At 57.2% G+C, this 13,963-nt stretch carries 12 protein-coding genes; 7 read left to right on the top strand and 5 right to left on the bottom strand.

All coding sequences use genetic code 11. From position 1 onward, the window contains the following. The 3 genes from GH784_RS23325 to GH784_RS23315 form a co-directional block, all read right to left on the bottom strand. Window positions 1-190: hypothetical protein (locus GH784_RS23325; protein WP_153793860.1), on the bottom strand; the 190-nt coding region annotated here is incomplete at its 3' end. A gap of 76 nt (window positions 191-266) precedes the next feature. Continuing rightward, window positions 267-2,288 carry a hypothetical protein gene (locus GH784_RS23320; protein WP_035199460.1) on the bottom strand — a complete coding sequence of 674 codons (2,022 nt, stop codon included), beginning with the start codon at window positions 2,286-2,288 and terminating at the stop codon, window positions 267-269. A 151-nt stretch (window positions 2,289-2,439) separates the two neighbouring features. Next, a complete protein-coding gene (locus GH784_RS23315; RefSeq protein WP_035199459.1) occupies window positions 2,440-3,402 on the bottom strand; it encodes a hypothetical protein in 963 nt (320 codons plus the stop codon). Between the two features lie 908 nt (window positions 3,403-4,310). Here GH784_RS23315 and GH784_RS23310 point away from each other — a divergent pair. Then, the gene (locus GH784_RS23310) at window positions 4,311-5,081 is read left to right on the top strand and encodes a helix-turn-helix domain-containing protein (RefSeq protein WP_003510893.1); all 771 of its coding nucleotides are present in this window, start codon (window positions 4,311-4,313) and stop codon (window positions 5,079-5,081) included. 60 nt (window positions 5,082-5,141) lie between these two features. On the opposite strand, the gene GH784_RS23305 is transcribed toward GH784_RS23310, so the two are convergent. After that, on the bottom strand, window positions 5,142-5,492 hold the full coding sequence (locus tag GH784_RS23305) for a hypothetical protein (protein WP_013761572.1): 351 nt from the start codon (window positions 5,490-5,492) through the stop codon (window positions 5,142-5,144). A 396-nt stretch (window positions 5,493-5,888) separates the two neighbouring features. Between GH784_RS23305 and GH784_RS23300 the strand changes: the two genes are divergently transcribed. Genes GH784_RS23300 through GH784_RS23280 form a run of 5 tightly spaced genes read left to right on the top strand, consistent with a single transcriptional unit; the run spans window position 5,889 to window position 11,318 of the window. After that, complete coding sequence (locus GH784_RS23300) at window positions 5,889-6,911, top strand: UDP-glucuronic acid decarboxylase family protein (RefSeq protein ID WP_013761571.1); 1,023 nt, start codon at window positions 5,889-5,891, stop codon at window positions 6,909-6,911. 1 nt (window position 6,912) lies between these two features. Next, window positions 6,913-7,896: a UDP-glucose 4-epimerase GalE gene (gene galE, locus GH784_RS23295; RefSeq protein WP_013761570.1), complete on the top strand. Its 984-nt coding sequence runs from the start codon at window positions 6,913-6,915 to the stop codon at window positions 7,894-7,896. Next, the gene (locus GH784_RS23290) at window positions 7,893-9,821 is read left to right on the top strand and encodes a glycosyltransferase family 2 protein (protein ID WP_025595678.1); all 1,929 of its coding nucleotides are present in this window, start codon (window positions 7,893-7,895) and stop codon (window positions 9,819-9,821) included. The genes galE and GH784_RS23290 overlap by 4 nt, the downstream gene beginning before the upstream one ends. A 15-nt stretch (window positions 9,822-9,836) precedes the next feature. Further along, complete coding sequence (locus tag GH784_RS23285; RefSeq protein ID WP_003510879.1) at window positions 9,837-10,340, top strand: DUF995 domain-containing protein; 504 nt, start codon at window positions 9,837-9,839, stop codon at window positions 10,338-10,340. Window positions 10,341-10,352: 12 nt separating this feature from the next. Next, window positions 10,353-11,318: a glycoside hydrolase family 26 protein gene (locus GH784_RS23280; protein ID WP_003510877.1), complete on the top strand. Its 966-nt coding sequence runs from the start codon at window positions 10,353-10,355 to the stop codon at window positions 11,316-11,318. 48 nt (window positions 11,319-11,366) lie between these two features. Here GH784_RS23280 and GH784_RS23275 read toward each other — a convergent pair whose 3' ends face one another. Next, the gene (locus GH784_RS23275; protein ID WP_035199453.1) at window positions 11,367-12,551 is read right to left on the bottom strand and encodes an AGE family epimerase/isomerase; all 1,185 of its coding nucleotides are present in this window, start codon (window positions 12,549-12,551) and stop codon (window positions 11,367-11,369) included. A 433-nt stretch (window positions 12,552-12,984) separates the two neighbouring features. Between GH784_RS23275 and bcsN the strand changes: the two genes are divergently transcribed. Next, window positions 12,985-13,884, top strand: a complete 900-nt coding sequence (gene bcsN / locus GH784_RS23270) for a cellulose biosynthesis protein BcsN (RefSeq protein ID WP_035199452.1) — start codon at window positions 12,985-12,987, stop codon at window positions 13,882-13,884. Window positions 13,885-13,963 lie beyond the last annotated feature (79 nt).

Raw genomic sequence — 13,963 nt, 5'->3', positions numbered from 1 at the left:
GTGTGATCTCAGGGGAGGGCGGGGCTGCTTTCACGGTCGGTTCCGCGCCGGACAGATGGCGCAGGTTTTCGACGGCCTCGTTTATGGCCGAAATGCAGGCATCAGTCAGCTTGCTGTCTTCCGCATCCTGATCCAGCGGCAAGTCCAGCGAGTGCCCGGCGGTAATGGTTTTTCTTGAAATATGATCCATTTTTTTATTAATCCCCTCGGTGATCTCGCGGTTTCTGCGGCTTTGGCGGCGGGTGTTTCTCCCCGCCTGTCAAAACCTATGCAGTGACCGCCTGCATGACGTCGGATGAATGCGCGCTCGACCACGACATGTCGTGACCGGCGTTGATGACGCCATCGGATTCATTCTGAATGGTGGCGGGATCGTCGTGCAGAAACGCGATCACTTCGTTTGCCAGCTGCTGGCCTTGGTGACCCGGTTGCGACGCATCATTTTCGATGATGCCGCCCTGTATAAGGATAGCATCCGAATAAAGCCCGCCTGCGACGTAGGTGGTGGAACCGAAGCTGTCGTAATCGATAATCTGCGCGAGATTGATGACGGCGTTGCTGCCGGTATCGATATGGATCGTGACGTTCTCGTTGTTTTCCAGAATCTTTGCGGCTGCCTGCGTCACATAGTCGGAATCGCCCAGCACGCTCACCTGTTTGATGATGCTGACGTCATAAAGATTGCCAGTGATGTAAAGGACGTTGATCCCCTGATAGCCCGCAAAATTGGCATCGTGGGCAAGCGCGTCCGGCATGTTCGGATCACGCTCGTTAATCGCTTTCACCGTCTGCGCCATATAGTCCGGCATGGTTTCGAAACGGTCGTTGCCACCGACATTGTGGATGCTGGCGTCGTTCCACAACAGGTTGTTGCCGGACTGAACGGTGGCGCCCTCAGGCGCGTCGGGGTTGGCGCGGATCCAGTCATTGTCGTAAAGCACGGCGATCTGGCTGATGAGGTTCATGTCCAGCACATTGCCGCCGACGATGACCAGATCGTACTGCATGCCGATGCCGAGGAAATTGGCGATGTTGAGGGCAGCGTTGCCACCGCTCAGCAAGCTGACGCTGGCACCCGAAGAGGTAACCGTCAGTGTGTCGTTGTCGCTGATGAACTGGTACTGCTCGATCCAGTGGACGAAAGACACGTCTCCCTCGAGGACGCTGACACGCCAGGCAGTGGGAAATATTGGCGGTTCACCACTATCGTGGCTGCTATCGGCGCTTTCTGCACCCGGATAGACACTGCGTGAGAAGGTCGCAATATTGTAGGCGGCGGTTGCGTCATGGTCTTCGGACTGCGTGAAAACGGAATCGACCTCATCGCGGTCGCTATAGACATAGGCCTGGGTGATTGCATCGATCTGGTGATAATCGCCCATGACGGTGGTGACGGAGGCCATGACGGCAGTATTGACCAGCGTTGCTATGTTGGCGACGACATTTGCGCCGGCAGCCACATCGAGGCTGTTTCCGGCGGGGCTATCCTCATGCAGCGAAACATCGCTCTTTTCAGGCTCTTCAGCGGGCTTGGCAATGCCACGATCCGGCATGAAGTCGTCGAGCATTGGCTTTTCGCTTGCCATGGAGCCATTGATGTAGAGGCCGTTGATGTCATTGCCGGCGAGAACGAAATCCTGTTCCGCGCCGGTTCCAAGGGACGTCACGTCATTTTCGCGCGCATGGTCGATATAATCATGTGCTGATTTGGCGAGCGCCTGCAACGCGTCGTAGCTGTCGGTGCGCTGGAAAACGGAAAAGGGCGTGAAGACGGCTGCTTCGTTATGGAACTCGACGGTGCGCTGGGTCACGAAACTGGTGTCGCGCGCCACATTTGGGCCGTCCGTCATGTTCAGATAGTCGTCGTCCTGAAGAATGTTGACCTGCGTGACATGCGCGATAACCGAGCCCGGGCCGGTGTGCACCACCAGTTCGCGTTCTTGCTCAAAGGAGACACTGCCCGGAAAACGGAAATGCGCGGCTGACATATCTACCGGTATCGCATTTGCAAGCTGCTGCATGTCGTGTTCGACCATGCGAGCGAAATGCGGTTGCAGATAGTCGAAGTCGTAATAGCCGGCGCGATATTTAACGCCGGGATCGTAATCCTGAAGCTGCAAGTCGTAGGTCTTGTCTAGCAGTCTTGCCGCGTCATCATCCGACAACCGGTCTTTGTTCGCGTGTGCCGTGCCTTCGGCATAGTTGCTTCTTAGACGCGCTTCCTCGATCACCGTGTCGAACAGGCCGATGAAATGCGCAATCATGTCTGAAATTCTGTCGATTTGCATTGCAGGTCCCTCCCTGATCATCGCGGCAGAGCCTGGGCGGCGGGCGGCACACGTCCAAGAGGCGGTGCTTCGTCTTCGCGCAAACCCGGTCCTTCAACCGCAAACTGCACCGGCGAATGCCGGTGCAGCTTTTTTCATAGAGAGGTACTCGTCAGGAGCCGCTGTCCTCGCCGGTATCAGAAACATGCGAGTTACCGCCTGTGACCGAGACATCAACGGCATTGGAGAGCATGTTGGCGCCCTGCACCAGTTCCAGATGGAAGCCGGAGTTTGCAAGGATAGCCGATGCATCTGCAGTGCTGGTACCCGCAGCGTCGTCGCCAGCCTTGAGGTCCCATCCCTTGCCGTCCATGCCTTCTGCGCCAAAGGCGTCGCCGGCATTCGCGCTCAGGTGGTTCTGGGCACCACCATTGTCCATCCTGACATCCCAGGCCTGATCCTGATCCGCCAGGTGGTTGGCCTGCACAAGGCTGAAGCCCGTGTCGTTGCCTTCGCCGTTGAGCGAGCTGTTGAGGATATTGTCGACATCAAGTGTGAAGGAGAAGTCGTCACCGAGGTTAAAGGTGAGGTCTCCGCCAGCGATGCCGAGATTGCCGACATCCTTGACGCCGGCGATGTTGCCGAAGTCGTCATCCGACTTGTAGAAACTGTCAGCGGAGTTGAAGCTGTCGGAAGTCGTCGTTGTTGTTGTTGTCGTGTCGTCGTCGGAATAGGAGAAGGTCTTGGTGTCCGTATCCGTGACCGTCTTCACGTTGGTGTCATTGTCGCTGTACGACTTGCTTTCATAGCTCCAGTCGTAATCGGTCTTGATTTCGGTGCTGGTTTCGGTGCTCGTCTTTACGGTCGTATCGTTGTCGCTGTAAGACTTGCTGTCATAGCTCCAGTCATAGTCGTTGTCGCGATTGTCGCCGTTGCCCACTGCAACGTCGATTTTGGCGTCAACATCCACATTGGTGCTGTTGTCGCTGTTGTCGTTGTTGCGGTTTTCACCGTTTGCGGTGCCGACATTGCTGTCGTCCACCTTTGCGTCATTGGTCGAGGTGTTGGCGAAACCCTCCGAAAGCGCGCCAATCTTGGTGATGTCGTCGCCCGCAGGCTGTGGATTGTAACCCATGTCGATTTCCTCCGAAAAAGCTCGGAGCAGCTTTCGAAATCCCTCTCATCTAAAACGGGATTTTTTCGCGCTTGCTCCGCGTTGCACAAAGATTGATGTTCTGCAGATGCACTCGGTACGTCTCATCTGCGGCTTGGCATCGGCCCGTAACCGGGCTCTTCTCGTTCAGCCCTTGTGCGCTACTCGGTATTAAGGCGCACAAATCCGTTCCTCGCTCCGTTGGGAGCGCGGTGGCTTCGTCTTTTTGCTTTCGTTATGTCTTGAAAAGGAACCGGCGTTTGCAAACACACGTCAAAGGCCGGGGTTGTCTTTCCATCGGTCACTGTTTGCAGCGACGGTCAGACTGTGCAGCAGAAAAATCGCGCTTCCTAGCTATCAATTCGGGCTAAACATATCGGCACCCTTACCACCAATATATATGTCGGAAGGCGGTCGCATGGAGATTTGCCGCCGGTTCAGACGCAAATAATTGCGCTCAGGCCGGGAAAAGCTGCTTTTCCTAAAAATATAGTCAATGGCGGTGAGAAGGGTCCCTATCCCGAAATGGCACATTCCGGAAGCTCGTTTGCCGGGCAGGTATGTAAAGGGATATCAACCAAAAGTTATATTTTCCCGGATTGCAAAACCGGAGCGAAAGCTTTTCCGATGTGTTTGTTTTTACACTGGTTCCGGGCTCAACGATTCATTACGGGCGTAACCAATTTTGTACGTCAATTGCAAGAAATAACCCATTTGGGCCATTTCTTTGCACAGCTTTTCGTATTAGCCTCCTTAATTAACGGGTAATTAATGATAGTTGACATGGCGTGAAGCGGGAGTTGCCCCATTTGTTTCTAGGGGTATCCCGGCGAATGACAGAGCACACAACCAAAAAGAACGTAATGCGTAGCGCTTTAGGGGAGACGTCGATGTTCATGGGAACTTCAGATTATGCGGCAAAACAAAGTGGAGCCGTTGCGCCTATAAATGGAACTTTATTGATCATCGCGGATCCGGACCTGTTTTCCGAGTGCCTCGTGGAGGCGCTGGGCAAAAAGTTCCCTACATTCGCTGTGATGAGCGTTATGTCCTCGGCAACGATCGACGATGACTATGGCGCCGATGTCCGGCTGGTCCTGCCGTACCGTATGTCGGGCGAGCGGCTTCATAGCGTTCTTTCGGCAGTCCACGAAAAGCATCCGGATGCCCCAATTGCACTTGTCGTCGAAACCATCGACAAGTTTGAGGAGCCGCTGAAGCAACTGGTGGGGATGCGTATCATCGATGGCGTGCTGCCGCTTAATCTGCGGCTCGATGTTTTCATGGCGGCGGTTGATCTCCTCATGAAGGGCGGGGAGCATTTTCCCGCTGCCCTTCTCGGCAAGCTCACCCCCTATTCCCAGGCCGTGAACGGCAAAAGCGTTCAAAGCAACGCCGTGATCGCCAACCGCGCCGACGCTCTTGCCGTCAGCAAGAGTGAAATGGCGGCGCTGACGACGCGCGAGGTGCAAATCCTCGACCTGCTTTGCAAGGGAACGCAAAACAAGATCATCGCCGACCGGCTTCACCTGTCCGAGAATACCGTGAAGGTGCACGTTCGCAACATCTATAAGAAGATGAATGTGCGCAACCGAACGGAGGCAGCATCGCGCTTCTTTCACAAGGACGACGACGCGGCTATCTCCGGCTGGAGAAACTGAACATCTGGCGGGCCTGATGCCGCAATGACGCCAGTTTCAAGCAGAGGTTATGCCTGAGGCTCAGGGCCTCAGGAAACAGCGGGACTTCTGACCAAATCCGCTCGGTGAGCAGATATAGGGAGAAGAACCGGAATAGGAATGCCGCGGCGATATCGTCGGTGTGTCGTAAGTATCGGCAACAAGCGTGACGGCTGCGTTGCCTGTCTTGTCATAGCCGTAGGACGCCTTGGCTGGAGCAACCCGGCTCTTGATCGTCGCCGTATTAGCAGATGCGGTCTTGATCAGAACGGCATCTTCAACGACGGAGCACGAGGCCGTTGCGAAAGTGAACGTCGCAAGTGCGGCGGCAACAAGTGCAAAACGACAGCGGCGGGCCGCTTTGCTGTTATGGGAATAAGGCATTTCATTCATGATGTATGTCCCCTGAAATCGACTAGCTGTCGCATCTCGCCGGGTGGTTTTGCCCCGGTGGACCGAGCCTTACAAAACCAGAATAGTCCCGACTGGTTGAGCGAAGCTTGCGCTAATGCTCAATAAGAAAGGCATAATGGAGGCGTAGTTAAAAAGTATTAAATCGAGTGATTAATACGAGTAATTCGGGGTAATCAATTGTAATATTTCGATAAAATAAAGTTGACCTGTTTTATGACGCGCCTATCATAAAAGTTGAAATATACCGAATCTAAATATTAAAACCTCCAGAAGAAATAAAAACCGGAGGTGACATTCGAAATATCCTGCAATCTGGAGTTTGATCTAGTTCAAGTCGAATCAGCCGGGCTGGTTCCTCATTGGGAGGAGTGTGTAATGCGTAATTTCGTTCCCAACGACCATGACAACGGCGCTACAATCTATTCCGAGTGGCGGCCAGGCCAGCGCGTTCTGGTCAACGGCGGGGCTGGTTTCCTTGGCTCCCATCTTTGCGAACGTCTGTTGGCTTGCGGTCATGAGGTGATCTGTCTCGACGATCTTTCGACTGGACGGACCGTTAATGTTGAGCATTTGCAAGCCAACAAGCGGTTTTTGATGGTCGAGCATGATGTCCGCAAGCCCTATGACATCGACGTCTCGCTGATCTTCAACTTCGCGTCGCCGGCCTCGCCGCCGGACTACCAGCGTGATCCAGTCGGCACCCTGCTTACCAATGTGCTCGGCGCGGTCAACGTTCTCGAAGTCGCTCGCAGATGCGGTGCAACCGTGGTGCAATCCTCGACATCGGAAGTCTATGGCGACCCGCTCGTCAATCCGCAGCCGGAAAGCTATTTCGGCAACGTAAATACAATCGGGCCGCGAGCCTGCTACGATGAGGGCAAGCGCAGCGCCGAAACGCTTTTTTTCGATTATCACCGCTTTTATGGCGTCGATATCAAGGTTGGGCGCATCTTCAACACCTATGGGCCGCGCATGCGCCCCGATGACGGGCGGGTGGTCTCCAACTTCATCGTCCAGGCGCTGAAGGGGTCGGACATCACCATTTATGGCGACGGCAGCCAGACGCGCTCCTTCTGCTACGTCGATGATCTGATCGACGGGTTCCTGCGTTTTTCAGCTAAGCCGAAGGATTGCACCGGACCGATCAATCTCGGCAACCCGACTGAAATTCCGGTGCGGCAGCTGGCCGATATCGTCATCCGCATGACGAATTCCCGCTCGCGCATCGTGCATCTGCCCGCTGCGATCGATGATCCGCAGCAGCGTCGTCCCGATATTTCGCGTGCCAAGGAAATGCTCAGATGGCAACCGCGCGTACCGCTCGAAACCGGTCTGGAGAAAACCATCGTCTATTTCGATGCGCTGCTGGCCGGCAAGAAGGTTGCGGAGGCCGTATGAGATGTCCCGTACAATCCTCGTCACGGGCGGGGCCGGATTCATAGGCAGCCACATCTGCAAGGCGCTGGCGCATTCCGGCTTCAAGCCCATTGCTTACGATAATCTCTCGACGGGTCACGCGGATTCAGTTCGCTGGGGTCCCTTCATTGAAGGCGACATTCTGGATCGTAGTCTCTTGAAGGCCACGCTCAAGGAGTTCTCGCCAGCCTTCGTCATCCATTGCGCCGCAAATGCCTATGTCGGCGAATCCGTTGAGGATCCGCGCAAATATTACCGCAACAATGTCGGCGGCAGTCTGGCGCTTCTGGATGCTTGTCTCGACCAGAATATCGGCGGGCTGGTATTTTCCTCCAGCTGCGCCACCTATGGCGTGCCGCCGCAATTACCGATCCGCGAGGAAACGGCGCAGATCCCGGTCAATCCCTACGGTCGTACGAAGCTGATTTTCGAAATGGCGCTCGATGATTACGCTGCCGCCTATGGCATGCGTTTCGTCGCTCTGCGCTACTTCAATGCGGCGGGTGCCGACCCGGATGGCGAACTTTACGAACGCCACGAGCCGGAAACCCATCTGATCCCCCGGGCACTGATGGCCGCCGCCTCGCGGCTGCCGCAACTTGACGTCTTCGGCCAGGACTACGACACCAGCGACGGCACCTGTATCCGCGACTACATCCATGTCAGCGATCTGGCTGACGCCCATGTGGCCGCCGTCAACTATCTTTCCGATGGCGGCGAGACCCTGCGTGTCAATCTCGGCTCCGGCCACGGCACATCGGTCGGGGATATCATCCGCGCGATCCATCGCGTCACGGGACAGGAAGTGCCGGTACATTTCGGCGCAAGGCGCGCCGGTGATCCGCCCGCCCTGTTCGCTGATATAGAAAGAGCGAGGGCGACCCTCGGCTTTGCGCCGAAGCGCTCCGATATAGACACCATCATCCGCACGGCTGGTCCCGGCTTCGGGTTGGAGGTGCTGTCATGAAAGCTCGCTCTACCCCTTCCGTACCATCATCGCGTCCCGTCGCGGGCCAATTGCCAATGCTGCCCGTCTTCACCGGCTGGAACCGCATGGCCTATCGTCTCGGCATTGGCGGTTGGCTGGTGACGCTTGCCTATTTCTGGATCTGGTGGCTGGACCGGGATCGGGTCATCGACTGGCCGTATTTTACGATCGTTACGGTAACACTCGCGTGGATCACGCTTCTGCCGTCCTATTTCATCTTCATCTTCCTGAACGCAAGGGTCGTCGACCGGCGCTCTCCTCTGCCGCAGGGCAGGGTGGCGATGGTTGTAACCAAGGCGCCGTCGGAGCCATTTACCGTAGTACAAAAGACGCTGCAGGCCATGCTGGAGCAGAAGGGCCTGGAATTTGACGTGTGGCTTGCGGATGAGGACCCGGATGCGCAAACGTTGAAATGGTGCGGCGCGCACGGTGTTTTCGTTTCGACCCGGAGGGGTGTCGTCGATTATCACCGCAAGACATGGCCTCGCCGCACCCGTTGCAAGGAAGGCAATCTCGCTTATTTCTACGATCATTACGGGTATGAGCGTTATGATTTCGTCGCGCAATTCGACGCCGATCACGTTCCGGAACCGGACTATCTGAGTGAAATCATCCGTCCTTTCGCCGATCCGGCGGTTGGATATGTCTCCGCACCAAGCATCTGCGATGCCAATGCAAAGGAGAGCTGGGCTGCGCGTGGCAGGCTTTATGCCGAGGCAAGCCTGCACGGCGCCCTGCAGCTGGGTTACAACAACAGCTGGGCGCCGCTTTGTATCGGCTCGCATTACGCCGTGCGCACCAAAGCCCTGCGTGAGGTGGGCGGTCTGGGACCCGAGCTTGCCGAGGACCATTCCACCACGCTTTTGATGAATGCGGGCGGCTGGCGCGGCGTCCATGCCGTCAACGCAATCGCGCATGGCGACGGGCCGGTGACTTTTACCGATCTCGTGGTGCAGGAATTCCAGTGGTCACGCAGTCTGATGACCATCCTCTTGCAATATTCGCGGCATTACGTGCCGAAGCTTCCCTTGCGGTTGAAATTCCAGTTCCTGTTTTCACAGCTCTGGTATCCCCTGTTTTCCGGCTTCATGGCACTGATGTTCGTGCTTCCCGCTTTTGCACTGTTGAGCGGCCAGGTACTCGTCAATGCCTCCTATCCAGTGTTTCTGGCGCATTTCCTGCCGATTTCGCTCATCATGATCGTGTTCGCCTTTTTCTGGCGGGCCACGGGGGCCTTTCGCCCGCATGATGCGAAACTCTTCGGGTGGGAAGCCATCGTGTTTCTGTTCCTGCGCTGGCCCTGGTCGTTGATGGGTGTGCTTGCGGCGATACGCGATACGATCCGTGGTGATTTCGTCGACTTTCGCATTACACCCAAGGGCACGCAGGCAAAACCGCCGCTGCCGCTGCGTGTAATCGCGCCTTACATGGTTCTGGCGGCACTAAGCCTTCTCGCAATGGTGCTGGCGCCGCGTGAAAACGCTGCGGAAGGTTTCTTCGTCTTCGCCGCGATCAATGTGGCGATCTACGCGGGCCTTTCGGTTTTTCTTCTCGTCCGACACACCATGGAAAACGGCTTGCCACGGCTGCCGGCATTGCGCGGTGGGGCGACGGTTGCCGCCTGTTCGTTACTGCTTGTGGCAGGTAGTGCCGCGGAACTCAGCTCCCATGCGATTGGTGGGCTGGAGGCCCTGTCGCACGGGCAACCCTATGTCAGCTTCACCGAAACGCGGTTCACCGTGGCCGGTGCTGGCGTGGAGGGAGCGAGATCGGTGCGTCTGAAACTGCGCATCGTACTGCCGGGAATGCCCGGAATTCGAAACATGCAGGCGGAGCCCATGGTGCCGCCACCGGTCATGACAACCGGAGAAATCATGCTGGCCGACAATAGGGTCGGACAATAGAAGGAGGAGGCTGTGATGAGAACAACAATAAGCAAATGCGGGTTCTCCGCTTTCGTACTCTGCCTTGCGGTGATCGCGCCAAGTGCCGTCCACGCCGCTGGCGGCACGAAGACGCCGAAACCGCTCCGGACCAGCGAAGTCGTAGATATGTATTACGACAAGACCTGGAAATGGGAGACTGGTGGCGGACGCTTCATCGCCGATGGCCGCAAGTTCATCGCCCTGACTGAAGAGAAAGGCAAGAAGGCCGTCGGTGAAGGCCGCTGGACCGTCGATGCCAAAGGTACGCTGTGCATGCGCGCTACCTGGAAAACCGATGCCGGAAACGGCAAGGCCGACACGTGTTTCGACCACGGTCGCATCGGTCAGGTGCTTTACCAGCGCAAGCAGGGCGGGCCCTGGTACGTCTTCCGGCATAATCCGCCACGGCCCGGAGATGAATTCCTGAAACTTGTCCGCAAGGACGACGTCACCCCGCAAATCGCCGCCTATGGCAAGGCGATGACTGCGACGAGGTAGGAGGAAAGTGTCATGCAAATAACAAGAAGAAGACTGCTCTTTGCAAGCGGGGCTGCTGTTGCTGCTTCAGCCAGCATGTACCCCATATTCAAACTGGATGCCCAAGGGGTCGCGCCCATGGGCTCCACGGGCATGAAGACGCTTGCCGACAAACGTCCGACATTGCACGCGGATGGTATACGCTTCGGCGCCTACGATCCGCACGGCGATTTCACCGGCCAGACCGGGGTGGCGACGGAACATCTGTTCCTGCCCTGGGAGGACGTGGATCTCGACAGCCTCGCGCTCGCAGACGCTTACGCTCTGGAGCGCAAGCGTAACGTGCTGATCACGGTCGAACCCTGGTCATGGGACGTCAACTGGCGGCTCACCTCCGACGAGTTGCGCCGCAAGGTGATGGGAGGCGATTACGACAAGAACATGCAGGCGATCGCCGCACGCATGTCCGCAATGAAGAGCCCGCTGATCCTGCGTTGGGGACAGGAAATGGAAGACACATCCGGCCGCTTCTCGTGGTCGGGTTGGAACCCGCAGGACTATATCACGGCCTACAAACGCATGGTGGACATGACCCGCAAGGCGGTCCCCGGCGTCAAGGTGATGTGGTCGCCGAAAGGTCTTGACGGTCTGCGCGCTTACTATCCTGGTGACAATTACGCGGACCTGGTCGGTCTCTCGGTCTTCGGTCTCGAGGACTATGACAAGATCGAATATGGCGGGCCGCAGAAGTTCACCGATCTCCTGCGCAAGGGCTATGGGCTTGTCGAAACCTTCAATAAACCGGTCTGGGTTGCTGAACTGGGTTATGAAGGCGGCGATTCCTACGTCCGTCCATGGATGAACGACGTGACGCTGAAACAGGCGGATTTTCCCAAGCTGGAAGAGGTCGTCTATTTCAACGACAAGGACGTGCATCCATGGCCGCACAATCTCGGCAAGCCCGACTGGCGCGTTGTGCGCCCGGCGCGGCTTAACTGAGGCTGGAGCGGGTAGAGCGGACGCCCGGCCCGCTCGCCCGCCCGGACTCTAATGGCTGGAGGCGAGTACTGCCTCAGCCTCATAGATGGCGCAGACGATGTGGTAGAAAGTGCTGGCCGGTGCCGGTTCGTCCAGCATCGGCTTGTCGGCCGGCCATTTGTCGAACCAAAGCCCTTTGACCGGTGTGTCGAGGAAAGGCTGCAGCGCGCCGATGGCCCTCAGGCCCGAGGCAAGATAACGCTGTCTTTCTTCACCAATGGTCACGCTGGCAAGGCGCAAGGCTGCCTTCAGCCATTCCGTCTGCGGCCAGAGCCGTGCCAGACCGTCATGTACCGAAAAATCATCGTACAAGCTCATGATCGCGACCTTGCGGCGTGGGCAGATGCCATGCGCTTCGCCGATCTCGAACATGCGCTTGGCCTTGGCGATTGCCTCGCCATTGTTGCGCAGGCTGCCCCAGCGCACCAGAAGCCAGGCCCATTCGAACTGGTGACCGGGCTCCATGATGCGGCCCTTCTCACCTTCAAACGGCATCCAGTCATGGCCGAAGAATTCGCGTAGCCCGCCATTGGTGCCATCGATGAAGCGGGTGAGTGCAAGGCCGGCGATCTCGTCGGCCAGCGCGGTCCATGGACCTTCGGGGTCCTGCACTTCCCAGGCAAGCATCGCCTCGAAAAGATGCATATGCGGATTGGAGCACAGCGGCGTGCGCGGCGGGTTCGCTTCCTCAAAGCCGGCGACGGGGTGTTTGTAGTCGCGATTGAGGACGGCGAGGATCTCGAGCGCCCGGGCACGCATCTCGTCCTTGCGGTCGGGAAGGGCTGCGGCCGTCTGTGCTGCGGCGAAAAGCGCGAAAGCCTGATTGTAGAGATCGAAGGACGGATCGATCAGCTTGCCGGTCTGGTCGGCGAGGTTGCCGTAAAGGCCGTTATCGAGGCGATAGACCTTTTCGAACCAGCTCAGCCCATGCAGCAACGCATCCTTCCACGGACCCTGCCAGCCGTTCTGGCCGGCGGCAGCGAAACAATAGGCCTGACGAGGCTGCACGCGGGCGCGGCGGTCATCAGAAAAAACCGGTTTCGCATCCTGGCCCAGGCGCTCGTAAAAACCGCCGTCCGGACGGGCGGAGCCAACCTCCCACCACAGCGGTAGCGCGTCCTCTTCAAGCCATTTCCGTAAGGTTCCGATCTCTTCGGCAAGCGCCTGCGAGATACTCGGAAATTGCACAGTCATGCGTCAACTCTCTGTTTTTACAGTTGAATGAAAAAAGTGATCAATAAAAATACGTCATTATAGACGCAAGTAGACCATGGGACATATTGCGCTGCAACCGTAAAAATATCGACCTCACGCCGAGCGAACCCGTACCAGCGCGATTTGGTTCCGTCGTCTCGTCCGGCAAAGAAGGGATCCGAAACGATTCGGAGGCCACAAAGCATCAGAAATTACAATATAAATTTGATATTGCTTATTCGCCTGCCTCCAGTATTTCGTAACAATGGTCTGGTCATTAGTGATTCGGTCTCCTTTTAACCTGTTAGGGCTTGGGGAAATAAAGGGGCACGGGGCAGTGAAATTTTCTGCCTTTACTTCATTGCTATTCTCTATTGCAGTTCTTTCGGGCTGCAATACTCCCTCGGGCGTCAGGTCGTTCGGGGGCGCAAAGATGTTGTCTGCGTCCGAAGCACTGGTTTTCCCACCGCCCGGCGGTCCGGAAATCGTCACCGTAGTCAATCGCACCTACTCCAATGCCGTGGCACAGCAGGTCGTATTGCGCGCCGAAGCCGCTACGCCCGGACAGAACTACATTAAGGCCGAGTTCTTCGGTCCGCAGCAAGCCGGCGACACTGATCGCGATGCTTTGACTTTCTCCGGCTTTAAGGCATCCTCCGTCGCGCGGGAAATCCGCTCGGAGTTTCCGGGTGAGAACATCGTCATGTCGGCGAATTATCTGCAGAACGGTTACGGCGCCTTTTCTTATGCGGCCGGCAAGGGCCGAGGCAGCGATACCTGCCTTTATGGCTGGCAGGACATCCGCTCACCCGAAAGCATGCGGCAGGATTTCCGCAACCTGGGGCGTATCAAGGTGCGACTGCGCCTCTGCCAGTCGGCGGCAAGCGTCGAGCAGCTTCTGACGGTCATGTATAATTACACGATCACCGGCACCTATGCCTCGCAAAGCTGGAACCCCTATGGCACGCCGCAGGCGGTGGATCAGAACCTTGGGCGGCCGGGCCATCCGGTCTATCCCATGAAGACCAATGAGGTGCCGATGCGGCCCGGCAGTGAAGTGACTGCGAGCATACCATTGCAACCCGTGCGCCGTGCTGCCGTACCCGTCACGCCTGTTCAGCCAACGGCGCAGCCCCTACCGCCGGTTGCGGCAGTCAGTATTCCGTCACCCGCATCCGTTGGCGCGCCCGCCCAGCCCGCAAGGCCTGCTGTAGTCGGCAGGCGCGCGGCCAGCGTGCAGGTGGAGAGCCAGCAGCCGACGCAGGTTCCGCAGGTGGCCATTCCGTCGCCCACATGTTTGTCCGGTTCGGCAGCGCCTCCGGGATGCAGGTGATGGCTGGAGCAACAGCAGAAGAGGGCATTGCAAAAGATCCCGGTAAAAATTCCGGGCGGGGAAGAGAGCGGAAAGTTTC

The sequence above is a fragment of the Agrobacterium tumefaciens genome (assembly GCF_009649785.1).
Lineage (GTDB): Bacteria > Pseudomonadota > Alphaproteobacteria > Rhizobiales > Rhizobiaceae > Agrobacterium > Agrobacterium tumefaciens.
This window is presented reverse-complemented; position numbering and strand designations above follow the sequence as displayed.

What these genes read in the sequence shown, in the direction of transcription:
- GH784_RS23275 (WP_035199453.1), bottom strand. Translation starts at nt 12,551, where the DNA reads ATGACTGTGCAATTTCCGAGTATCTCGCAGGCGCTTGCCGAAGAGATC.
- GH784_RS23280 (WP_003510877.1), top strand. Translation starts at nt 10,353, where the DNA reads ATGCAAATAACAAGAAGAAGACTGCTCTTTGCAAGCGGGGCTGCTGTT.
- GH784_RS23310 (WP_003510893.1), top strand. Translation starts at nt 4,311, where the DNA reads ATGTTCATGGGAACTTCAGATTATGCGGCAAAACAAAGTGGAGCCGTT.
- galE (WP_013761570.1), top strand. Translation starts at nt 6,913, where the DNA reads ATGTCCCGTACAATCCTCGTCACGGGCGGGGCCGGATTCATAGGCAGC.
- GH784_RS23320 (WP_035199460.1), bottom strand. Translation starts at nt 2,288, where the DNA reads ATGCAAATCGACAGAATTTCAGACATGATTGCGCATTTCATCGGCCTG.
- bcsN (WP_035199452.1), top strand. Translation starts at nt 12,985, where the DNA reads ATGTTGTCTGCGTCCGAAGCACTGGTTTTCCCACCGCCCGGCGGTCCG.
- GH784_RS23285 (WP_003510879.1), top strand. Translation starts at nt 9,837, where the DNA reads ATGAGAACAACAATAAGCAAATGCGGGTTCTCCGCTTTCGTACTCTGC.
- GH784_RS23305 (WP_013761572.1), bottom strand. Translation starts at nt 5,492, where the DNA reads ATGAATGAAATGCCTTATTCCCATAACAGCAAAGCGGCCCGCCGCTGT.
- GH784_RS23290 (WP_025595678.1), top strand. Translation starts at nt 7,893, where the DNA reads ATGAAAGCTCGCTCTACCCCTTCCGTACCATCATCGCGTCCCGTCGCG.
- GH784_RS23315 (WP_035199459.1), bottom strand. Translation starts at nt 3,402, where the DNA reads ATGGGTTACAATCCACAGCCTGCGGGCGACGACATCACCAAGATTGGC.
- GH784_RS23300 (WP_013761571.1), top strand. Translation starts at nt 5,889, where the DNA reads ATGCGTAATTTCGTTCCCAACGACCATGACAACGGCGCTACAATCTAT.